Raw genomic sequence first — 21,208 nt, 5'->3', positions numbered from 1 at the left:
TATGGACTAAAACTTGAGGTGAATGACTGTGTTTGATCGTCTACAATCAGTGGAGGATCGCTACGAAAGGTTAAACGAACTTTTGAGCGACCCCGAAATTATTAATGATTCAAAAAAACTTCGTGAATTTTCAAAAGAACAATCTGATATACAAGAAACGGTGCAAACGTATCGCCAATATAAAGAGGCGAAGGAGCAGCACAAAGATGCAAGGGCAATGCTCGATGAAAAGTTAGATGCAGAAATGCGCGAAATGGTAAAAGAAGAGGTTCATGATCTAGAGACGCAAATTGCGGAGTTGGAAGAAAAGATGAAAATTCTTCTCGTTCCAAAGGATCCGAATGATGATAAGAACGTTATCTTTGAAATCCGCGGTGCGGCCGGCGGTGATGAGGCGGCTTTATTTGCTGGTTCCCTCTATCGGATGTATAGCCGATATGCGGAAGCACAGGGCTGGAAGACAGATTTGATCGATGCGAGCCCTACTGGTCTTGGCGGCTACAAGGAAATTAGTTTTATGATTAATGGCGCTGGTGCCTACTCAAAATTGAAATTTGAGAACGGGGCACACCGGGTGCAACGTGTTCCGGAAACGGAATCTGGCGGGCGAATTCATACCTCGACAGCTACAGTTGTTTGTTTACCGGAAGCAGAAGAATTTGAATATGAGATTCATGATAAAGATATCCGTTTTGATACGTTTGCTTCAAGCGGTGCGGGCGGGCAATCCGTTAATACGACGATGTCGGCCGTTCGTTTGACACACCTTCCAACAGGTATTATGGTATCGATTCAGGATGAAAAATCCCAGCATAAAAACAGGGATAAGGCGATGAAGGTATTGCGTGCGCGTGTGTATGACAAGTTCCAGCAGGAAGCGCAGGCCGAATATGATCAGGTTCGTAAATCAGCAGTCGGTACCGGTGACCGATCTGAACGGATTCGCACGTACAACTTCCCGCAAAATCGGGTGACGGATCACCGCATTGGCCTGACCATTCAAAAACTAGACCAAATCATCGAAGGCAAGCTGGATGAAATCATTGATGCGTTAGTGATGGATGACCAGGCAAGAAGACTTGAAGAGGCATCAAATGAGTAAAAAAGTATTCGAAGCTCTGAAATGGGCTTCTTCTTTTTTATTGGAATCGAATCGGGAAGAGAATGCGGGGGAATTGTTACTACGGCATTTTACTGGATGGTCGAGGGCGCAGCTGTTTTCTGAGATGCGTGAGGAGTTACCGCCCGCGGTTTGGGCTGATTTTGAGCAGGCTGTAAGGGAGCACGGAAATGGCGTGCCCGTACAATATCTCATCGGCTCGGAGGAGTTTTACGGCCGGACGTTTATGGTTAATGAAGAGGTGCTAATTCCGAGGCCGGAAACAGAAGAACTTGTTTACGGGGCTTTAAGAAGGATGGAGCGGATTTTCACTGGCTGCGACCGGGAAATCAGGCTCGTCGACATCGGCACAGGCAGCGGCGCCATTGCCATCAGTTTAAAACTCGAATGGGAAACAAGACCGGTGCCTGACACCAATACCACTATGAAGGCAGTAGAAAGGGTGTCAGGCACCAACACATTGACGGTGTTTGCCTCTGATATTGCTGCAGAATCTTTAGAGGTGGCGCGGGAAAATGCCCGCCGCCTTCAGGCTGAGGTGGAATTTGTTCAGGGGGATTTATTAACGCCGTTTATTGGCGGGGCGTTCGATGTGGTCATTTCCAATCCGCCGTATATTCCGGTTGGAGATCAAACGACGATGTCCGAGGTGGTGACAGAGCATGAGCCGCATCGAGCTTTGTTTGCGGGCGAGGATGGACTGGATTTTTACCGCCGATTCATGGTGGAGCTGCCGCAAGTACTCGCACCGTGCGCGCTGGTATGTTTTGAAATCGGGGCCGGTCAGGGCGAAGCGGTAGCGGAGCTTTTTCAAAAGGAATTTACGAATGTAAAGGTAGAAGTCGTGAAGGATATTAATGGCAAGGATCGCATGGTGTTTGCGGAGATTGGCTTCGGGGTGTAAGAATCCCGAGGCTTTTTTGTAGTAGTGCCGCTTTTTGCAAAAATATTAAAATTTACTAGTTTAGGATTCTGGCATTTTGTCCACAATGTTGATAGCGAAGGGACGGTGCTGGAGCATGAGAAGCAAATTGATAGTTTGGGGATATTTAGTGGTTTTATCATTGGGAACAATGTTGAGTTTATATATGCCGAAGACGGAAGCGGCGGCGAAGGAGTCGATCGTGATTCCGGGGGAAGCGATTCGCTTGAGGATTCTGGCAAATAGTGACTTTGAAAAAGATCAAGCGATTAAACGGAAAGTGCGTGATGCGGTGAATGCGCAAATTACCCTTTGGGTGCAGGATTTAACCTCGATGCAGGAAGCGAAAAAGCTCATGACCTCGAGACTTCCTGAGATTCAGGCCATTGCGGAAAAAGTCGTGCACGAACAGGGCTCGGATCAATCGGTGAAGGTTGAGTTCGGTAAAGTACAGTTTCCAACAAAATTATATGGCCAGTTTTTATATCCGGCAGGCGAGTATCAAGCGATTTTGATTACATTGGGGAGCGGGGAAGGCGCGAACTGGTGGTGCGTTCTTTATCCGCCATTATGCTTTCTTGACTTTTCAAATGGAGTGGCGGTAAGTGACGGGTTTGAAGAGGAAAAGCAGGTGGCGAAGGCGGAGACGGTAAGTGAGCAGGCAGCCCCTGAGCAAAAGGTAAAGGAAAAGGAAAAGGTTGTAGTTCCTGTTAATGAGAGCGTAAAACCAGAGAAGAAGGAAATGGAGCCTGTGAAAGAAGATATGGAGCAGGAGAAGGGGGAAGAAAAGGAAGTGGCGTCTACTCCTAATAAAAAGGTGGTAGAGGTTGATAACAGCTTGGACAATGACAAGCAGAAAGCAGTAAGGAAAGACAAGGAAGTGAAAAAGTCGAAAAAGCATACAAAAAAGACGGCTCCCGTGTATACGGCCGAAGATGAAGAGCCGGTGAAGGTGAAATTTTTTGTGGCTGAGATGTGGGAGAAAATGTTTAATTAACAACCAGTTCCTTTTTGGGGGGCTGGTTTTTCTTTACAGATAAGAAAGTATAAATTTCAACTTTGAGAAATGTCCAGCTCCAGCGCCCTAGCGTTTTTCTTTTTGAAAAAATTTTACTAGATTCCTGGATCACCCTGTTCTATTTTTTCTAGTTTTTCATAGTAATAGAGTAGAATCTTAAAAAGAGGTGGATGGGATGCAGGCAATGATTCGCAAGGCGAATAAACAGGATTTGGGCAGTTTACGAGAGTTTCTATCACGGGCAAACCTTGGGACAGATGGACTAAATGATGAAACGGTTGACTATTTTCTGCTGCTAGAGAATGAAGACGGTACATTAAGGGGGTCGCTTGGCATGGAGGCATTTGCGGAAAATGGGCTCTTGCGTTCCCTAGTCGTTTCTCCTGGACAGGCTGATAAGGAGATCTTCTTGCTGTTTGATCAAATGGTGCAATTGGCAAAAGAAAAAGGGATGAAACGTTTATATTTAGCCACCAATAAAAGTGTGGCACTACCGTTCTTCGAATTGATGGGCTTCCAGCAGTTGGACCGGGAGCAGGAGGAATTACCCGCGGACTTTTACCACTCAGAGCATATTCGACACGTTTTTAATGTGGATAACTCGTTATTTTTAAAATTTTCCCTCTAGTTGTGGGTATATCCACAAAGTTATCCACTTTTTCACTGATCTTATGCACAATTTGTGGATAAAACTTGTTTTTATCCCCACCTTCTTTTATACTTTCAAACGTACTCAGTGAAAAAGTATGGGTCTTTCAGTCTAAATTCGCCAAATTTCGATAAAAGATTCATGTAGGATAAAGGTGGATAACTATGAACACAAGAGTGTGGAAAGTGGATAAGTATGTGGATAATCTTGAAAGTAATCCACAAGTTGTGGATGCAGCGGACGTATTACGAAAAAATGATGTGGTCGCATTGCCGACAGAGACGGTTTACGGTCTTGGCGGCAATGCTGAAAGTGACGTGGCGGTGGCGAAGATTTTTGCGGCAAAGGGACGTCCTGGGGATAATCCGTTAATTATTCACATTGCAGAACGGAAGCAGCTTACTAGATTTGTCACTGACATTCCTGTGGTGGCTGAAATATTAATGGACGCATTTTGGCCGGGTCCGCTGACGATTATTTTTAAAAGGAAGGAAGGCGTCCTGTCGGAAAAGGCGACAGCAGGACTTGCAACGGTGGCGGTGCGGATGCCAGATCATCCGGTGGCACTGGCGCTGTTGAAAACCTGTGGATTGCCGATTGCGGCGCCTAGTGCGAATAGTTCGGGGAAACCCAGCCCTACGACAGCCGCTCATGTGCTGGACGATTTGGAGGGCAAAATTGCTGGGGTGGTTGACGGGGGCGCAACAGGGGTTGGTGTGGAATCAACCGTTGTGGATTGCACGGGAGCGATTCCGGTCATCTTAAGACCTGGCGGCGTGACAAAAGAACAGCTAGAGGCTGTGGTCGGAGAAGTTAGTGTGGATGCTGCGTTAACGGACGAAAATGCCCGACCAAAAGCCCCGGGTATGAAATACCGCCATTATGCACCAAATGCTCCGCTCTTTATGGTGTCAGGGAGTGTGGAGTATCTCCAAGGTTTAATAGAAGAAAAGCGGGCGGAAGGACTCAAAGTCGGGGTGCTGACGACGGAAGAGAATGTGTCCGGGTATAAGGCCGATCTTGTGCTGGCGTGCGGTCGTCGCGCGGAGCTTGAGACAGTTGCCGCCGCCCTTTACGACACGTTACGAAGATTTAATCAGGAAAACGTCGATGTCATCTTCAGCGAAATGTTCCCCGAAACCGGCGTCGGATCCGCCATCATGAACCGCCTGCAAAAAGCGGCAGGAAACAAACTCATAACACAATAACAATGGTGCCTGACACCCTTTTTCAGCTATCTACTGTAGATAAATGATTAACGGTGACAGGCACCATTTTTACTTTCTCTACCATACTAAGGTGATTAACCGTAGAAGGCGCGATTTTTCATGGTATTCCGTTTCGCCTATGTGACTTCTAAATCAGATTGGACGTGCATATGCTTAGGTTAGTTAGTCCAAGGGGGCGGGGTTGATGTCTGAAGTGGTTGGTGAAGTGGTTACACTAGTAATAATGGCATTTGCGCTGGGGATGGATGCCTTCTCGGTCGGGCTCGGCATGGGGATGTACGAGCTGCGTTTAAGGAAAATTTTCAATATCGGCCTTACAATTGGCCTTTTCCACGTATGGATGCCGCTTGTAGGCTTAATAGCAGGCAAATTTTTATCAGAGCAGTTTGGGGTCTTTGCCACGGTGATTGGCGGTTTGCTCTTGATTGTACTCGGCGTGCAAATGATTTGGTCTACTATGAAAAAGGGAGAGGAAAAGGTTATTTCGCCAGTTGGCTTTGGCCTACTATTATTTGCCTTGAGTGTGAGTCTTGACAGTTTTTCCGTTGGACTGACATTAGGGATATACGGGGCAAAAACCATTATGGTGATTTTATGCTTTGGTATAATGGCAACCGTGCAAACATGGGCCGGGCTGCTGCTTGGAAGAAAGGTACAAGGCTGGCTTGGGAGGTATAGTGAGGCACTTGGCGGCACCATTTTACTGGCGTTTGGGATAAAGCTGCTCGCCTTAATAGGGTAAAAGGCAACCGGAATCTCCAAATAGGGCCACCGATAATGAAATATGATAAAATGGAAATATAGTGGAATGTTTGAAGGTGCCCCTGGGTTCCTCGGTGAATAGGCTGGGGTAGAATGTACATAGGCAAGGATTAGCTGTGTTCGGATCTAATCTATCTGGCATAATAGAACGAAAGGGGGTTAACATATTGCAGCACATTTTGTTTGTTTGCACGGGAAATACCTGTCGGAGTCCGATGGCAGAGGCCATTTTGAAAAATAAACACCTCGATGGCGTAGAAGTAAAGTCAGCAGGGATCTATGCCGCAAGCGGAAGTGAGGCATCACCACATGCACAGAGGGTGCTCGATGACAACAGGATTTCGCACAATCATCGCTCCAATTTGTTAACGGGTACCGAAGTGGAATGGGCTGACCTGATTTTAACGATGACCACGTCCCACAAGTTTGCGATACAGCAGCAATTCCCCGACGCTCACGTCAAAGTGTTTACCTTAAAGGAATACAGCGGCGAACCATTTAATCATGATGTTGTCGATCCGTACGGCGGAAATCTGGGAATGTATGAAACCACTTTTCGTGAATTAAATGAATTAATTAATAAGGCGATTGAAAAACTAAAACCGTAGTTGAAATGGATGCTCTCTTGATATGGGGAGCTATTTTTTTTGCTTGGATATTTCCCTTTATCTTTTTTTCACAGTGTGTCAAAATGAAAGCAGAATTATGGAAATAGGAATAGGAGGATTTTACATGAAAGTAGCCCTAGCATCAGACCATGGCGGGATTCATATTCGTAAGGAAATCGCCAATTTATTAGATGAATTAAAGATTGAATATGTCGATTTCGGTTGTGAATGTGAAACATCGGTCGATTATCCGGATTATGCGCTGCCTGTTGCTGAAAAGGTGGCGAGCGGCGAGTTCGACCGTGGGATTTTGATTTGTGGAACGGGCATCGGCATGAGTATTTCTGCCAACAAAGTAAAAGGGATCCGCTGTGCCCTTGTCCACGATACATTTAGCGCGAAAGCAACGCGTGCCCATAACGATTCGAATATGCTGGCTATGGGTGAGCGCGTCATTGGCCCGGGACTCGCCCGTGACATCGTAGAAATTTGGTTGACTGAGGAATTCGAAGGCGGCCGTCATGCAGATCGTGTCGGGAAAATTACGGAATACGAAAATAAGCATCTCTGATATCTGTATTGAAAGAAGGGCTAAGCTTATGATTCAAGATTGGGAAAAAGAGCTTGAGGCAATTTTAGCGGACTTCAAAGAGGCAGCCGAATTGAAGCCTGGGCAATTGCTAGTCGTCGGCTGCAGTACAAGTGAAGTTGTTGGCGAGCGAATCGGCACGTCCGGTACCCTTGAAGTGGCGGAGATGATCTTTCGGCAGATGCAAAAGCTTCAAGCGTCAACCGGTATTCAGTTGGCCTTCCAATGCTGCGAACATTTAAACCGGGCGTTGGTCGTCGAACGCTCCGTTGCCTTGGGACATGGTTTCGACGAGGTATCGGTCGTTCCTGTCCGAAAAGCAGGCGGGGCGATGGCCACACATGCTTTTGCGAATATGGAGGATGCCGTCGTGGTGGAATTCGTAAAGGCGGACGCCGGGATCGACATTGGCCACACGTTAATCGGCATGCACCTGAAACACGTCGCCGTACCGATTCGCGTCAAACAAAAAACTGTCGGCCAAGCCTACGTCACCTTAGCAAAAGTCCGTCCAAAATTAATCGGCGGCGCCAGAGCCGTCTATGAAAAAGAACCAGACAATCTAAGCTGTACGTAGTAGAAAGGGTGACAGGCACCATTTCTACTACTGTTGGATTAGTAATGGTGTCAGGCACCATTCTTTTTCCTTCACTTCGGGGAAAAACGTGGTATGATATAGAGGGAATTTTCTAATTGTTTGTGATTTTCATACATATGAGGGGGATTTAAGGATGAAGCATTTGTCTCAAGCGGACGAGCAGGTTTTTCAAGCAATTCAGAAGGAATTAGGACGTCAGCGCTCAAAAATCGAACTAATTGCCTCAGAAAACTTTGTGAGTGAAGCGGTCATGGAAGCACAGGGGTCTGTTTTAACCAATAAGTATGCAGAAGGCTATCCGGGACGTCGTTACTATGGCGGCTGTGAATATGTCGATGTCGTTGAGGATCTCGCCCGCGACCGCGCAAAGGAAATTTTCGGTGCAGAATATGTGAACGTGCAGCCACATTCCGGGGCACAAGCCAACATGGCCGTCTATTTCACAATTCTTGAGCAAGGTGATACCGTTCTCGGGATGAACCTTTCCCATGGCGGCCACTTAACACACGGCAGCCCAGTCAACTTCAGCGGTATTCAATATAACTTCGTTGAATATGGTGTCGATGAAACAACGCACCGCATCAATTATGATGATGTTCGTGAAAAAGCGCAGACACACAAGCCAAAGCTAATTGTGGCCGGTGCCAGTGCATACCCGCGTGAAATCGACTTTGCTAAATTCCGCGAAATCGCAGATGAAGTGGGTGCCTACTTAATGGTGGATATGGCCCACATCGCCGGACTTGTGGCTGCAGGCTTGCACCAAAACCCAGTGCAATACGCTGATTTTGTTACGACAACTACCCATAAAACCTTACGAGGCCCTCGCGGCGGGATGATCCTCTGCAAAGAGGAATTTGGCAAGAAAATTGATAAATCGATCTTCCCTGGCATTCAAGGCGGCCCGCTTATGCACGTGATTGCAGCGAAAGCCGTTGCGTTTGGTGAAGCCTTACAGCCGAGCTTTAAAGAATATGCCGGTCACATCATCGACAACGCCAAGCGTTTAGCGGAAAGCCTGCAAAAAGAAGACTTAAAGCTTGTTTCGGGCGGGACAGACAATCACTTATTGCTAGTAGATGTAACGGCACTTGACCTAACAGGGAAAGTAGCTGAAAAGGTACTTGATGAAGTCGGCATTACGGTGAATAAAAATACGATTCCTTACGAAACACTAAGCCCGTTTGTTACAAGTGGTATCCGCATTGGAACGGCAGCAGTTACGAGCCGTGGCTTTGGTTTAGAAGAAATGGACGAGATCGCCGCCATCATCGCTTTCACCTTGAAAAATCATGAAGACGAAGCGAAGCTTGAAGAGGCACGTGAACGTGTAGAAGCATTAACCAATAAATTTACCCTTTATCCAGAATACTAATTTCCAGCAAATCGACCTCCCATTAAGGAAGGTCGATTTTTTAAAAGGAAAAATAATTTTGACTTTGGGAATTGTCCAGCTCCAGGCGTCATCGGCTAGTGTACTTCGCTCTTCTCCCTACGATAAGTCAACATCGGATCACTTCGTTCCCCGTGTTTCCTTTATCTCAGTCGAAGTCCTCCAGGCCATACGCCGATAAACGGACGCCTTCCACTTTTCGCTTTTGATTTGCTCAACAGCCATTTTTTCTGTAAAATGAGACGAATGCATGATTACTTTTAAAAAAAGGGGCGATTATTGTGGCAAAGGTATACGTCTTCGACCATCCACTTATCCAACACAAGCTGACTTACATACGTGATATAAATACAGGAACAAAGGAGTTCCGCGAGCTCGTCGACGAAGTGGCAACATTGATGGCGTTTGAAATCACAAGGGATATGCCACTTGAAGATATCGAGATTGAAACACCGGTGTGCAAGACAAAATCAAAAGTTCTTTCTGGGAAAAAATTAGGCCTGGTGCCGATTTTACGGGCAGGAATTGGTATGGTTGACGGGATGTTGAAATGTATTCCGGCAGCAAAGGTAGGCCATGTCGGCTTATATCGCGATCCGGAAACATTAAAGCCGGTGGAATACTATGTGAAGCTTCCAAGTGATGTCGAGGAGCGCGATTTCATCGTTGTTGACCCAATGCTGGCAACAGGCGGTTCCGCAATTGACGCCATCCATGCCTTGAAAAAGCGCGGCGCCAAACATATCAAATTCATGTGCCTGATTGCCGCACCAGAAGGCGTGGAAGCAGTGAAGACTGAACATCCGGACGTCGATATTTATATCGCTGCTTTGGATGAAAAATTAAACGATCATGGCTACATCGTGCCTGGCCTAGGCGATGCCGGTGACCGGTTGTTTGGAACGAAGTAAGTGGTTGGAAAAAGTCGAGCGGATGCCGCTCGGCTTTTTTTAGTTGGTGGGAGCAGAACGAACGACAACTCGGCTCCTCTTAAAAACTTGTATACTTTCCCCCTTCAAAGAAAACGCTATGAAAAAAGGGGAATTCATCCAATGAAATGGCTGCTAGCGATCCTTCTCACGATTCAAACTTCCGAAATACTCATTCATCCGCCCATTCCGAAACCAAATCAAGATACCATTGCGATAGTTCTTCTGGAACAGCCCAAATCCGAGCCGGAAATCAAACAGTTCCTCCGTCCGTATAAAGAGGTGAAACTGCGCCGTGTTTTTCGGGAAGCGATTGACGGCTTTTCAATTGAAGGCAGCCGTACGGCTATTGCAAAAATTTCACAGCAAAAAAATATCCTAAATGTGTCCCCTGTTACCCAATACCAGGCCCAAACAGAGGAAAGTGTGAAAATAATTGGCGGCGACGATGTGCGCAGTTATTTTGATCAGAAAGATGAACGGCTCACCGGAAAGGGAATAACTGTTGGAGTCATTGACACCGGCGTCGATTATACCCACCCGGACCTCAAGCGGAATTATGCAGGCGGACACGACCTTGTCGACAATGATCGCGACCCGATGGAAACGCTCGCGCAAGGAAAAGCGACCATTCACGGGACCCATGTGGCCGGAATCATTGCAGCAAATGGAAAAATAAAGGGCGTGGCCCCAGAAGCGAAAATTGTGGCTTACCGTGCCCTCGGTCCGGGCGGCGGGGGGACAACGGAGCAGGTGATTGCAGCGATTGAGCAGGCGATCAAGGACAAAGTCGATATCGTCAATCTCTCGCTTGGAAATGATATCAACGGTCCGGACCTGCCTATCAGCCTGGCGCTCAATCGTGCCGTGGATAAAGGGATTGTCGCGGTGGCCGCAAACGGAAATTCCGGACCGGATATTTGGAGTGTCGGCTCGCCGGGAACAGCGTCGAAGGCTATCTCGGTCGGAGCCTCGACCCCAACGATGGAGATTCCATCCCTAATAATAGAAGGAAGGCAGGAAAGAGTGCGCCTCCAGCCGATGGAAGGCTCGGGCAAATGGACGCTGGATCGCTCATTAGAGGTGGTCGATGGGGGAATTGGCAGAAAAAGTGAGTTAAAGAATGTGCAAGGGAAAATAGCCTTACTTAAAAGAGGAACACTTACTTTTACTGAAAAAGCAAACAATGCTCTTGAAGCGGGTGCTAAAGCGGTTCTGATTTACAACAATATGAGCGGCAACTTCATGGGGAATCTCGATACTCAGCTGACCCTCCCGGTTGGCTCCCTCTCGAGGAGTGACGGAGTTATTTTACAAAAAGAATTGAAAAAGCGAAGTGTGACGGTGCGAGTCTTGGTGAATGAAGAGCGGGACAGGCTCGCGGATTTTAGTTCGAGGGGGCCGGTGACGGGAACGTGGGAAATCAAGCCGGACATTGTGGCACCGGGGGTGGCGATAAATTCAACCATTCCGGGGGGATATTTGAGTCTGCAAGGGACAAGCATGGCGGCGCCGCATGTGGCGGGGGCATGCGCGTTAATCAAGCAGGCTCATCCGGATTGGTCGCCGGCGCAAATTAAGGCAGCGTTGATGAATACGGCGAAACCGCTGGCGAGGCAGGGGGAATCAGTGAACATGGACAGGGCTGCGACTGAATCTCCCTATTACCGCACCTACGAACAGGGAGCCGGCAGAATTCAGGTGGATGAAGCGATCAAGGCAGCATCGCTCGTGACCCCGGGCAGTATCCGCTTTGGAAAGTTTGCCGGGGAGAATGATAGCCATAATGCTCGTTTGCGTGTTGAAAATACAAGTAAAAACGTGCAACGGTATGCCTTTGTGATTCCGAAAAAAGTGGAGGGGCTGGCATGGCGGTTTCCGCTGTCGTTTACCTTAGAGCCAGGGCAGTCTAGGGAGGTTGCGGTGGAGTTAATGGTGGATCAAAGCGTATTTAAAGGGAAGATCCACGATGGCTTCTTGCAGTTGCAGGCGGGGGCAAAGACGATTCAGATTCCGTATTTGTATGTGTTAGAGGAGCCGGGATATCCGAGGGTGATGGGGTTTGGTTTCGCGGAAGGGGACAGACCAGGGGAGTACCGCTATGAAGTGTATTTGCCTGGAGGGGCGGAGGAGTTTGGGATTGCTTTGTTTAACCCGGAGGATTATCGATTCGTTGGATTCTTAGATACAATAACAAATGTGAAAAAGGGTCAGATTCACCGGAATCTTACCACCGAAATGCTGCCGGCTGCTGGCACCTATCTAGTTAAAATCTTTGCGAAAAAGGAAGGGAAGGAGGATTTTATCGAAAGGATGATTGTCATTAATGAAAAGGGTGAGTAGGGGCCAATCCGAGCCCCACCTCGCCCCAATTTTGGGAAATATCTAACAAAGTTCACAAAATGGACACAAAATGGACCAAAAACGTTCAAAATTTACACTACAATGAAAGTGTAAATAAAAAATCCAAAATGGAAGAAATTACGGGGAATTGTATGTGGATTAATTCACGTAAATTCATTGACATTGACAGGTGCCTATTGTATGCTAACAAAGGGTATGAATGATAGGGTTTTCATTATTTTCATATAGAATTATTTAGATAAATAATGCGTCTATCTATTTCAAAATACCTGAAGTCCGTTACGGAGTACAGAACCAATTTTCTTAATAATCGGATTGTTCTTGGGGTTAACGGCAGGTATTTGTTCCATGTTCACTTCGATCCGTCATTTCTTTTCAGGAGATTAGCCAACCATGCCGGAACTTCAATTAATGTTTTCAAGACAGCGAAAATGGATGTTTACTTTATTATCTATTTATGTACTCGGCTGGGGGTTCACGTCTTATCAATCTATCTTTCTGGGATTGGTTGTTGGGACAAGTTTGAGCCTTTTTAATTTGTGGTTAATGGTCCGCAAGATGAATCAGTTTGGTAATGCGGTGACACAAGGGAAAAAGGTACGGTCACTCGGATCTTTTTCACGGTTTGCAAGTGCAGCCTTGGCTGTGATTGTTGCAATGAGGTTTCCAGAGCATCTTCACCTCATTAGTGTGGTTATAGGGTTAATGACATCCTATATTGTCATTATGATAGATTTTTTTATACGATCTTTGCAAATACATAACTAGCGCGGAAGCGAGGTGAATATTGTTGGAACACAGTGCTCATATGGTAAAATTTATGGGGCTCTATTTTAACATGGGAAACGTTTTGATGATAACCGTTGCCTCTGTTGTTGTCTTTTTAATTGCAGTCCTGTCCACCCGAAAGCTCGCAATGAAGCCGACAGGCGTGCAGAACTTTATGGAATGGGTCATGGATTTCGTTAAAAATATCATTAATAGCACAATGGATTGGAAAGACGGCGGACGATTCCATGTTCTTGGAATTACCATGATCATGTATGTTTTTGTAGCGAATATGCTAGGATTGCCATTCTCAGTCTCCATTAACGGTGAACTTTGGTGGAAATCGCCAACAGCCGATCCGGCTGTCACATTAACACTTGCCGTATTAGTTGTAGGTTTATCACATTTTTACGGTGTAAAAATGCGAGGAATGTCTACTTACGGGAAGGAATTCTTTAAACCATTTTGGTTTATGTTCCCAATTAAAGTAATTGAAGAGTTTGCTAACACGCTTACTCTTGGTCTGCGTCTTTACGGGAATATCTATGCGGGTGAAATTCTGTTAGGATTACTCGCAGGAGGGTTAGCACAATCAGGAAACTTTGGTTGGCTTGCCGCAGCTGTACCGATGCTCGCATGGCAGGGCTTCTCAGTCTTTGTCGGTGCCATCCAGGCTTTTATCTTCACTATGTTAACGATGGTTTATTTGTCTCACAAAGTGAGCAGCGACCATTAATATAATAACCGTTCAAATTTTTGAACAAAAAATAAAAACTTTTATACATTCCAAGGAGGAAAATTACAAATGGGTCTTTTAGCAGCAGCAATTGCAATCGGTTTAGCAGCACTAGGTGCTGGTATCGGTAACGGTCTTATCGTATCTCGTACAGTTGAAGGAATCGCTCGTCAACCAGAAGCTCGTGGTATGCTTCAAACTACAATGTTCATCGGGGTTGCGTTAGTTGAGGCGATTCCTATCATCGCGGTTGTTATCGCGTTCATGGTTCAAGGTAAATAATAGTAAGAGTAACCAATAGACGGTCAAAAAATGGCGAAGATCATTTCATGAGAACCTTCGCCATTCGTTTATGTCTATTTATGCTGTAACAATAGTAAAAAGGGTGTCAGGCACCATTGATATATCTGTTTTGAATGACTCTTGAAGGGAGTGAACCTGAGGTGTTAACAAGCAGTCTTGTATTAGGCACAGCAACTGAACATCAGTTTATTAATACTGGTGATATCATATTCCAATTAATCATGTTTATCATCTTGATGGCCTTGCTGAAGAAGTTCGCATGGGGTCCGTTAATGGGCATTATGAAAGAACGTGAAGCACATGTGGCTAATGAAATTACGGCAGCAGAAAATAGCCGTCAAGAAGCGAAAAAACTATTAGAAGAACAACGTACTCTATTAAAAGAGGCTCGTACCGATGCACAAGGATTGATTGAATCAGCGAAGAAGCAAGGTGACTTGCAGCGCGAGGAAATCATTATGACGGCACGCAGTGAAGCTGAGCGCATTAAAGAATCAGCCAAGCTTGAAATCGAGCAGCAAAAAGAAAAAGCGGTTACCGCTATTCGCGAACAAGTTGCCCAGCTTTCTGTCTTAATTGCCTCTAAAGTAATTGAGAAAGAACTAAGTGCAGCGGATCAAGAAAAACTCATTAATGACTATATTCAAGAGGCAGGAGAAGGCCGATGAGTAGCTCTATGGTAGCAAAACGCTACGCGCTGTCTCTTCTGCAAATTGCGAAAGAACAACAGCTTCTTGAAGTAATAGAGGAAGAACTTCGTGTGGTGAAGGAAGTTGTACAATACAACCCAGAGTTAATGGCTGTTTTAAAATCTTCAAAGCTTTCCATTGAGAAGAAAAAAGAGATGCTAACGCAGGCTTTTGGGACCTTTAATGTATATGTACGCAATACACTGTTGATCTTAATTGAACGTCACCGCCAAGACGAAATCGTCAACGTGGCGAATGAATTTATAGAGCTGGCAAATGAAGAAACGGGGATTGCAGAAGCTGAAGTTACGAGCACACGTGCCTTAACAGAGGCGGAGCGCGCTGCCATCTCGACTGTATTTGCAGCGAAAATTGGTAAGAAGTCGCTAAAAATTGAAAATATCGTTGATTCCAATTTGCTCGGAGGCGTTAAGCTCCGTATTGGAAACCGTATATATGACGGCAGCTTGCGCGGCAAGCTCGATCGTTTAGAACGTAAATTGTTAAGCTAAAAGAAAAGCGGAAGAGACCGTTTAGCGACGTATGGAGCTGGACAATTATGGAAGCCGCTTGTTGCGAACATTAAATGTAAAGTATTGTAGAATAGGGGTGAAACTCATGAGCATCAAAGCTGAAGAAATCAGTGCCCTGATTAAAAAGCAAATTGAAAACTATCAGGCAGAAATTCAAGTAACTGATGTCGGTACAGTTATCTCCGTAGGTGACGGTATCGCTCGTGTTCATGGCCTCGACAATGTCATGGCTGGTGAACTTGTTGAATTTGCAAACGGCGTTATGGGTATGGCACAAAACCTTGAAGAAAATAACGTTGGTATTATCATCCTTGGACCTTTCACTGAAATTCGTGAAGGCGATGAGGTTCGCCGTACAGGCCGCATCATGGAGGTTCCTGTTGGTGAAGAATTAATCGGACGCGTCGTGAACTCATTGGGACAGCCAGTTGATGGCATGGGACCAATCAACACAACGAAAACACGCCCAGTTGAAGCCATTGCACCTGGGGTAATGGCTCGTAAATCCGTTCATGAACCATTACAAACAGGTATTAAAGCGATTGATGCATTGGTGCCAATCGGCCGCGGACAACGTGAGTTAATCATCGGTGACCGTCAAACGGGTAAAACCTCTGTTGCGATTGACACGATTTTGAACCAAAAAGGTCAAGACATGATCTGTATCTATGTAGCTATTGGTCAGAAGGAATCAACAGTACGTGCTGCAGTTGAATCTCTTCGTAAATATGGCGCATTAGACTATACGATCGTTGTTACAGCTTCGGCATCACAACCAGCTCCATTGCTATTCTTAGCACCATATACGGGCGTTTCGATGGCTGAGGAATTTATGTACAATGGCAAACATGTACTAATTGTATATGATGATTTATCAAAACAAGCGGCCGCATACCGTGAACTTTCCTTATTACTTCGTCGTCCTCCAGGTCGTGAAGCATATCCAGGGGATGTTTTCTACTTACACAGCCGTTTGCTAGAACGTGCATGTAAAATTAATGATACGCTTGGTGCTGGTTCCATTACAGCATTACCATTTATTGAAACACAGGCGGGTGACGTTTCCGCTTATATTCCAACAAACGTTATCTCCATCACAGATGGACAAATTTTCTTACAATCTGACCTCTTCTTCTCAGGTGTACGTCCGGCGATCAACGCAGGTCTTTCCGTATCCCGTGTAGGTGGTTCGGCGCAAATCAAAGCAATGAAAAAAGTTGCTGGTACACTAAGACTTGACCTTGCATCCTACCGTGAATTAGAGGCATTCTCACAGTTCGGTTCTGACCTTGACAAGGCGACACAGGCAAAACTTGCCCGTGGTGCCCGTACGGTTGAAGTGTTAAAACAAGATCTTCACAAACCGCTTACTGTTGAAAAGCAAGTAGTAATCCTTTACGCATTAACACGCGGATTCCTTGATGATATTCCATTACAGGATATCCGACGTTTTGAATCAGATTTCCATAATTGGTTAGACCACAACCGCAAAGAGTTGTTAGACCATATTACAAAAACGAAGGATCTTCCTTCTGATGAGGATATGGCTTCTGCAATCAACGACTTCAAAAAGACGTTTGCAGTTAGCGAATAATAGGGTCTGACATTAACTAAAGGGGTCTGACCCCACCTCCAACATTCAATGATTATTGAGTATAGGTTGTGGGGGCAGAGCCCTCAAAGAACATTCTTTGAATGAGGGTGGTGAGAACCTATGGCATCATTACGCGAGATAAAAAATCGTATTACTTCAACGAAAAAAACGAGTCAAATCACAAAAGCAATGGAAATGACCTCCGCAGCTAAATGGAACCGTGCCGTGTTGAATGCAAAAGCATTTGTACCCTACATGGAAAAAATCCAAGAGGTAACGGCATCGATTGCCATCGGCGCAGGTGGAGCGATTCATCCAATGCTTACATCCCGTCCAGTGAAAAAGACGGGTTATATTGTGATGACATCTGACTCAGGACTTGCGGGTGCGTTCAACAGTAACGTTATTCGTAAAGTCCATCAAACAATCAATAGTCGTCATAAATCGAATGATGAGTTTGCTATTATTGCACTTGGACGCATGGCTCGTGATTATTTTTCGAAACGGGGCATGAACGTGGCTCTTGAGATGACCGGACTTCCGGCGCAGCCAAACTTTGCGGACATTCAGGATGTTACCCGCAGTACAGTTGGGATGTTTGCAGACGGCACATTCGATGAATTATATGTCTTTTACAATCATTATCAAAGTGCGATTTCACAGGAAGTTACCGAGAAAAAGCTGCTTCCATTATCGGATTTATCCACTTCTCATAAGCTCATTTCCTATGAGTTTGAGCCATCGGCAGAAGAAATTTTGGAAGTTCTCCTGCCGCAATATGCAGAGAGCTTAATTTACGGAGCACTGCTCGACAGTAAAGCGAGTGAGCATGCTGCCCGGATGACAGCAATGAGAAACGCAACGGATAACGCAAAAGAATTAATTAATCACTATACATTAGTCTTCAACCGCGCACGTCAAGCAGCGATTACTCAAGAAATCACAGAAATCGTCGGCGGCGCCGCAGCGTTAGAATAGGAACAAAGAGTAAGTAAGGAGGGAACATGATGAACAAAGGACGCGTTCTTCAGATTATGGGTCCGGTTGTTGACGTGAAGTTTGATAACGGTCAACTGCCTGAGATCTATAACGCATTGAAAATAGTAACTAAAGCGCGTACTGGATCAGAAGTTGAGATCAACTTAACCCTTGAAGTAGCCCTTCATTTAGGTGATGATACAGTTCGTACGATCGCAATGTCTTCTACTGACGGGTTAACCCGCGGTATAGAAGTAGAAGATACTGGTGCGCCGATTTCGGTACCGGTTGGTGACGTAACACTTGGCCGTGTATTTAACGTATTAGGTGAAGCCATTGACTTGAAAGATGATGTGCCTGTAAGTGCCCGCCGTGATTCCATTCACCGCGAAGCACCAACATTTGAACAACTATCCACTGAGGTAGAAATTCTTGAAACAGGTATTAAAGTAGTTGACCTTCTTGCCCCTTATATTAAAGGTGGAAAAATCGGCCTCTTCGGTGGTGCCGGTGTAGGTAAAACAGTTTTAATCCAAGAATTAATCAATAACATCGCCCAAGAGCACAGCGGTATCTCCGTTTTCGCGGGTGTTGGTGAGCGTACTCGTGAAGGAAACGACCTTTACCACGAAATGACGGATTCCGGCGTTATCAAGCAAACGGCGATGGTATTCGGACAAATGAACGAGCCGCCAGGTGCGCGTATGCGTGTTGCACTGACTGGTTTAACAATGGCTGAATATTTCCGTGATGAGCAAGGCCAAGACGTGTTATTGTTCATTGATAATATCTTCCGTTTCACACAAGCAGGTTCTGAGGTTTCTGCCCTACTAGGCCGTATGCCTTCTGCGGTAGGTTACCAGCCGACACTTGCTACTGAAATGGGTAAATTAGAAGAGCGGATTACATCTACGAATAAAGGTTCTGTAACATCTATCCAAGCGATTTACGTACCAGCCGATGACTATACAGACCCGGCTCCGGCAACAACTTTCGCTCACTTAGATGCGACAACAAACCTTGAGCGTAAGCTTTCTGAGATGGGGATCTACCCAGCGGTTGACCCGCTTGCTTCGACTTCTCGTGCCTTGTCACCTGATATCGTTGGCGAAGAGCACTATGAAGTAGCACGTCAAGTACAATCAACATTACAAAAATATCGTGAATTACAGGATATCATTGCGATTCTTGGTATGGATGAACTTTCTGATGATGATAAGTTAGTCGTGCTTCGTGCGCGTCGTATCCAAAACTTCTTGTCACAGAACTTCCACGTGGCTGAGCAGTTTACTGGCCAGCCAGGTTCCTATGTACCTGTTAAAGAAACGGTTAAAGGGTTCAAAGAACTCCTTGATGGTAAATATGATCACCTTCCAGAAGATGCGTTCCGCCTTGTTGGACGTATTGAAGAGGTTGTCGAGGCCGCAAAACGCATGGGCGTAGAAGCCTAAGGGCGCCGGGGAGGGTAAAAAATGAAGACGATTAAAGTCAGTGTTGTTACTCCCGATGGCCCGGTGTATGAATCAGATGTGGAAATGGTTAGTACGAAGGCTCAAAGTGGTGAGCTGGGAATTTTACCTGGACACATTCCGATGGTGGCTCCGCTTGAAATTGGTGCTGTCCGCCTGAAGAAGGGCGGCAATACAGAATTTGTTGCCGTCAGCGGCGGGTTTTTAGAAGTTCGTCCTGATCAAGTGACAATTTTGGCCCAATCGGCAGAGAAAGCATCTGAAATTGATGTGGAACGTGCCCAAAGAGCGAAGGAACGTGCAGAGCAGCGTTTGAAAGAGCAGAAGCTTGAGCATGTCGATTTCAGACGTGCCGAGCTTGCAATGCGCCGCGCCATCAATCGCCTCGCCGTATCGGAACATAGATTTTAAAAAGAAAAGCGGAAAGCGCGTGATTATCGGCGCTTGGAGCTGGACATTTCTCTTAGTCCAAATTACAAAAAATAAGACCCCTCGTGGCCGTACAATTCTTGTGCTGGCCCCGAGGGGTTTTTGTGTTCGTTGCCAGGTGTGTTCAAGCCGTTGATAAGAAAGTGTAGGTTGGAAGGAAACTGAAACGACGCATATCAGTTGTTTTGATGGGTCAGTCTTTCGTGATCTGAAGGGGCTAGTTTCGCTGTAAAGGGCATGATATGGACAATTATGCATATGATGGTAGGGGAAACTAGTGGGCAGAGGTTGATTCCGTATTTAGGCCTTTTATTTTTTCAAAAAAGAGGTTTGAATGAATGACAAACCTCACTGACATGGTTTAGCTTTTGTTATTAAATAGGGGTTGTTGTCGAATTTCGTGAGCATTTTGGGCTTTTACAAATCCTGTTCCAGCGCCTTCGCTGACGCTGCGGCTTGAAAAAGTTCTCCATTTTAAGTCTCTTTTGAGAGCGAGCTCTCAAGAGACTTAAAATAGAGAATTTCCGCGGTGTTGGAATTCCAATTTAGATTAAAATGGCTTGTCGACAGGGGTTTGTAACAATGCTATAATGAATTCGGTTACAATATTCACAAGTATGAAAATTTACAACATTGGAGGGGATGGACATGGATCTTCTAAATGTATATCAGAATAATTACCTGATCGTTTTTGTGTTTCTATGTCTCGGGGTGCTGCTGCCAGTGGTGGCGTTATATTTGGGGAAACTTCTGCGTCCGTTTAAACCGAGCGAAGCGAAGTATACCACATATGAGAGCGGTATTGAGCCATTTCACGATTCCCGTGTACAGTTCAATGTCCGCTATTATATTTTTGCCCTAATGTTTGTTATCTTTGATGTAGAAACGGTGTTTTTATATCCATGGGCAGTCGCTTATGATAAACTAGGCATTTTTGCGCTTGTTGAAATGTTAATTTTCGTGGTGATGCTATTAATCGGCTTAGTGTATGCTTGGAAAAAGAAGGTGCTACGATGGACTTAAAACTAGAAGACTTATCGCCTCAGGAAATGAAAGAGTTAGAACGAAATGTATTTTTCGCGACGCTGGAGCAAATTAAGGGTTGGGCACGGAGTAATTCCTTGTGGCCAATGACATTTGGTCTGGCTTGTTGTGCGATTGAAATGATGGGAACAGGTGGAGCAAACTATGACCTTGACCGTCAAGGGACAATTTTTCGGACATCTCCACGGCAATCGGATTGTATGATTGTTTCTGGAACAGTGACGAAAAAGATGGCGCCGATCTTACGCCGTTTATATGATCAAATGCCAGAGCCAAAATGGGTAATCGCGATGGGATCTTGTGCAACTGCCGGCGGCCCATATGTCAAATCATATGCCGTTGTGAAGGGTGTCGATCAAATCGTACCTGTGGATGTATATATTCCTGGATGCCCGCCAAACCCGGCCGCATTAATTTATGGGATTAATAAATTAAAAGGGAAAATTCGTTATGAAGCGAAGACTGGGAAGAAGGTGATTTAACA

The 21,208-nt window shown here is 45.6% G+C and carries 23 protein-coding genes; all 23 read left to right on the top strand.

What is annotated here, in order from left to right; translation table 11 throughout:
* Nucleotides 1-28: 28 nt before the first annotated feature.
* The 23 genes from prfA (at nt 29) to G6554_RS06970 (ending at nt 21,206) form a co-directional block, all read left to right on the top strand.
* On the top strand, nt 29-1,102 hold the full coding sequence (prfA, locus tag G6554_RS07080; protein WP_166240173.1) for a peptide chain release factor 1: 1,074 nt from the start codon (nt 29-31) through the stop codon (nt 1,100-1,102).
* A complete protein-coding gene (gene prmC / locus G6554_RS07075; protein ID WP_166240171.1) occupies nt 1,095-2,024 on the top strand; it encodes a peptide chain release factor N(5)-glutamine methyltransferase in 930 nt (309 codons plus the stop codon). The genes prfA and prmC overlap by 8 nt, the downstream gene beginning before the upstream one ends.
* Before the next feature lie 148 nt (nt 2,025-2,172).
* On the top strand, nt 2,173-3,039 hold the full coding sequence (gene spoIIR, locus G6554_RS07070; protein ID WP_481747913.1) for a stage II sporulation protein R: 867 nt from the start codon (nt 2,173-2,175) through the stop codon (nt 3,037-3,039).
* 196 nt (nt 3,040-3,235) lie between these two features.
* The gene (locus tag G6554_RS07065) at nt 3,236-3,688 is read left to right on the top strand and encodes a GNAT family N-acetyltransferase (protein ID WP_166240167.1); all 453 of its coding nucleotides are present in this window, start codon (nt 3,236-3,238) and stop codon (nt 3,686-3,688) included.
* 185 nt (nt 3,689-3,873) lie between these two features.
* Nucleotides 3,874-4,917, top strand: a complete 1,044-nt coding sequence (locus G6554_RS07060; RefSeq protein WP_166240165.1) for an L-threonylcarbamoyladenylate synthase — start codon at nt 3,874-3,876, stop codon at nt 4,915-4,917.
* Between the two features lie 205 nt (nt 4,918-5,122).
* Nucleotides 5,123-5,680 (top strand): manganese efflux pump MntP, encoded by a 558-nt coding sequence (locus G6554_RS07055; RefSeq protein ID WP_166240163.1) that lies wholly within the window; start codon nt 5,123-5,125, stop codon nt 5,678-5,680.
* Between the two features lie 187 nt (nt 5,681-5,867).
* Complete coding sequence (locus G6554_RS07050) at nt 5,868-6,308, top strand: low molecular weight protein arginine phosphatase (RefSeq protein WP_166240162.1); 441 nt, start codon at nt 5,868-5,870, stop codon at nt 6,306-6,308.
* A 124-nt stretch (nt 6,309-6,432) separates the two neighbouring features.
* Entirely contained in the window at nt 6,433-6,879 is a 447-nt protein-coding gene (gene rpiB / locus G6554_RS07045; RefSeq protein ID WP_166240161.1) for a ribose 5-phosphate isomerase B, read from the top strand.
* 28 nt (nt 6,880-6,907) lie between these two features.
* The gene (locus G6554_RS07040) at nt 6,908-7,474 is read left to right on the top strand and encodes a TIGR01440 family protein (RefSeq protein ID WP_166240350.1); all 567 of its coding nucleotides are present in this window, start codon (nt 6,908-6,910) and stop codon (nt 7,472-7,474) included.
* 154 nt (nt 7,475-7,628) lie between these two features.
* The gene (gene glyA / locus G6554_RS07035; protein ID WP_166240160.1) at nt 7,629-8,870 is read left to right on the top strand and encodes a serine hydroxymethyltransferase; all 1,242 of its coding nucleotides are present in this window, start codon (nt 7,629-7,631) and stop codon (nt 8,868-8,870) included.
* A 299-nt stretch (nt 8,871-9,169) separates the two neighbouring features.
* Complete coding sequence (upp, locus tag G6554_RS07030; RefSeq protein WP_166240159.1) at nt 9,170-9,799, top strand: uracil phosphoribosyltransferase; 630 nt, start codon at nt 9,170-9,172, stop codon at nt 9,797-9,799.
* Between the two features lie 141 nt (nt 9,800-9,940).
* Nucleotides 9,941-12,160: a S8 family serine peptidase gene (locus tag G6554_RS07025; protein WP_207342939.1), complete on the top strand. Its 2,220-nt coding sequence runs from the start codon at nt 9,941-9,943 to the stop codon at nt 12,158-12,160.
* A 414-nt stretch (nt 12,161-12,574) separates the two neighbouring features.
* Nucleotides 12,575-12,949: an ATP synthase subunit I gene (locus G6554_RS07020; RefSeq protein ID WP_166240157.1), complete on the top strand. Its 375-nt coding sequence runs from the start codon at nt 12,575-12,577 to the stop codon at nt 12,947-12,949.
* Nucleotides 12,950-12,971: 22 nt separating this feature from the next.
* Entirely contained in the window at nt 12,972-13,685 is a 714-nt protein-coding gene (gene atpB, locus G6554_RS07015) for a F0F1 ATP synthase subunit A (RefSeq protein WP_166240155.1), read from the top strand.
* Between the two features lie 69 nt (nt 13,686-13,754).
* The gene (gene atpE / locus G6554_RS07010) at nt 13,755-13,967 is read left to right on the top strand and encodes a F0F1 ATP synthase subunit C (RefSeq protein ID WP_007086158.1); all 213 of its coding nucleotides are present in this window, start codon (nt 13,755-13,757) and stop codon (nt 13,965-13,967) included.
* A 161-nt stretch (nt 13,968-14,128) separates the two neighbouring features.
* A complete protein-coding gene (atpF, locus tag G6554_RS07005; RefSeq protein WP_166240153.1) occupies nt 14,129-14,656 on the top strand; it encodes a F0F1 ATP synthase subunit B in 528 nt (175 codons plus the stop codon).
* On the top strand, nt 14,653-15,189 hold the full coding sequence (locus G6554_RS07000; RefSeq protein WP_166240151.1) for a F0F1 ATP synthase subunit delta: 537 nt from the start codon (nt 14,653-14,655) through the stop codon (nt 15,187-15,189). The genes atpF and G6554_RS07000 overlap by 4 nt, the downstream gene beginning before the upstream one ends.
* Nucleotides 15,190-15,295: 106 nt before the next feature.
* Nucleotides 15,296-16,804: a F0F1 ATP synthase subunit alpha gene (atpA, locus tag G6554_RS06995; protein WP_166240149.1), complete on the top strand. Its 1,509-nt coding sequence runs from the start codon at nt 15,296-15,298 to the stop codon at nt 16,802-16,804.
* A gap of 120 nt (nt 16,805-16,924) precedes the next feature.
* On the top strand, nt 16,925-17,782 hold the full coding sequence (gene atpG, locus G6554_RS06990; protein ID WP_166240147.1) for an ATP synthase F1 subunit gamma: 858 nt from the start codon (nt 16,925-16,927) through the stop codon (nt 17,780-17,782).
* 29 nt (nt 17,783-17,811) lie between these two features.
* Nucleotides 17,812-19,233 carry a F0F1 ATP synthase subunit beta gene (atpD, locus tag G6554_RS06985; protein ID WP_166240346.1) on the top strand — a complete coding sequence of 474 codons (1,422 nt, stop codon included), beginning with the start codon at nt 17,812-17,814 and terminating at the stop codon, nt 19,231-19,233.
* A 21-nt stretch (nt 19,234-19,254) separates the two neighbouring features.
* Complete coding sequence (locus G6554_RS06980) at nt 19,255-19,662, top strand: F0F1 ATP synthase subunit epsilon (RefSeq protein WP_166240145.1); 408 nt, start codon at nt 19,255-19,257, stop codon at nt 19,660-19,662.
* Between the two features lie 666 nt (nt 19,663-20,328).
* The gene (locus G6554_RS06975) at nt 20,329-20,703 is read left to right on the top strand and encodes an NADH-quinone oxidoreductase subunit A (protein ID WP_166240143.1); all 375 of its coding nucleotides are present in this window, start codon (nt 20,329-20,331) and stop codon (nt 20,701-20,703) included.
* Nucleotides 20,694-21,206 carry a NuoB/complex I 20 kDa subunit family protein gene (locus G6554_RS06970; protein ID WP_166240141.1) on the top strand — a complete coding sequence of 171 codons (513 nt, stop codon included), beginning with the start codon at nt 20,694-20,696 and terminating at the stop codon, nt 21,204-21,206. The genes G6554_RS06975 and G6554_RS06970 overlap by 10 nt, the downstream gene beginning before the upstream one ends.
* Nucleotides 21,207-21,208 lie beyond the last annotated feature (2 nt).

This window comes from Bacillus sp. MM2020_4, from assembly GCF_011250555.1.
Classification (GTDB): domain Bacteria; phylum Bacillota; class Bacilli; order Bacillales; family Cytobacillaceae; genus Neobacillus.
This window is presented reverse-complemented; position numbering and strand designations above follow the sequence as displayed.

Coding starts and splice junctions, on each gene's coding strand:
- prmC (WP_166240171.1), top strand. CDS start 1,095: ATGAGTAAAAAAGTATTCGAAGCTCTGAAATGGGCTTCTTCTTTTTTA.
- G6554_RS07065 (WP_166240167.1), top strand. CDS start 3,236: ATGCAGGCAATGATTCGCAAGGCGAATAAACAGGATTTGGGCAGTTTA.
- G6554_RS07060 (WP_166240165.1), top strand. CDS start 3,874: ATGAACACAAGAGTGTGGAAAGTGGATAAGTATGTGGATAATCTTGAA.
- G6554_RS07055 (WP_166240163.1), top strand. CDS start 5,123: ATGTCTGAAGTGGTTGGTGAAGTGGTTACACTAGTAATAATGGCATTT.
- rpiB (WP_166240161.1), top strand. CDS start 6,433: ATGAAAGTAGCCCTAGCATCAGACCATGGCGGGATTCATATTCGTAAG.
- G6554_RS07040 (WP_166240350.1), top strand. CDS start 6,908: ATGATTCAAGATTGGGAAAAAGAGCTTGAGGCAATTTTAGCGGACTTC.
- glyA (WP_166240160.1), top strand. CDS start 7,629: ATGAAGCATTTGTCTCAAGCGGACGAGCAGGTTTTTCAAGCAATTCAG.
- G6554_RS07025 (WP_207342939.1), top strand. CDS start 9,941: ATGAAATGGCTGCTAGCGATCCTTCTCACGATTCAAACTTCCGAAATA.
- G6554_RS07020 (WP_166240157.1), top strand. CDS start 12,575: ATGCCGGAACTTCAATTAATGTTTTCAAGACAGCGAAAATGGATGTTT.
- atpE (WP_007086158.1), top strand. CDS start 13,755: ATGGGTCTTTTAGCAGCAGCAATTGCAATCGGTTTAGCAGCACTAGGT.
- G6554_RS07000 (WP_166240151.1), top strand. CDS start 14,653: ATGAGTAGCTCTATGGTAGCAAAACGCTACGCGCTGTCTCTTCTGCAA.
- atpA (WP_166240149.1), top strand. CDS start 15,296: ATGAGCATCAAAGCTGAAGAAATCAGTGCCCTGATTAAAAAGCAAATT.
- atpG (WP_166240147.1), top strand. CDS start 16,925: ATGGCATCATTACGCGAGATAAAAAATCGTATTACTTCAACGAAAAAA.
- atpD (WP_166240346.1), top strand. CDS start 17,812: ATGAACAAAGGACGCGTTCTTCAGATTATGGGTCCGGTTGTTGACGTG.
- G6554_RS06980 (WP_166240145.1), top strand. CDS start 19,255: ATGAAGACGATTAAAGTCAGTGTTGTTACTCCCGATGGCCCGGTGTAT.
- G6554_RS06975 (WP_166240143.1), top strand. CDS start 20,329: ATGGATCTTCTAAATGTATATCAGAATAATTACCTGATCGTTTTTGTG.
- G6554_RS06970 (WP_166240141.1), top strand. CDS start 20,694: ATGGACTTAAAACTAGAAGACTTATCGCCTCAGGAAATGAAAGAGTTA.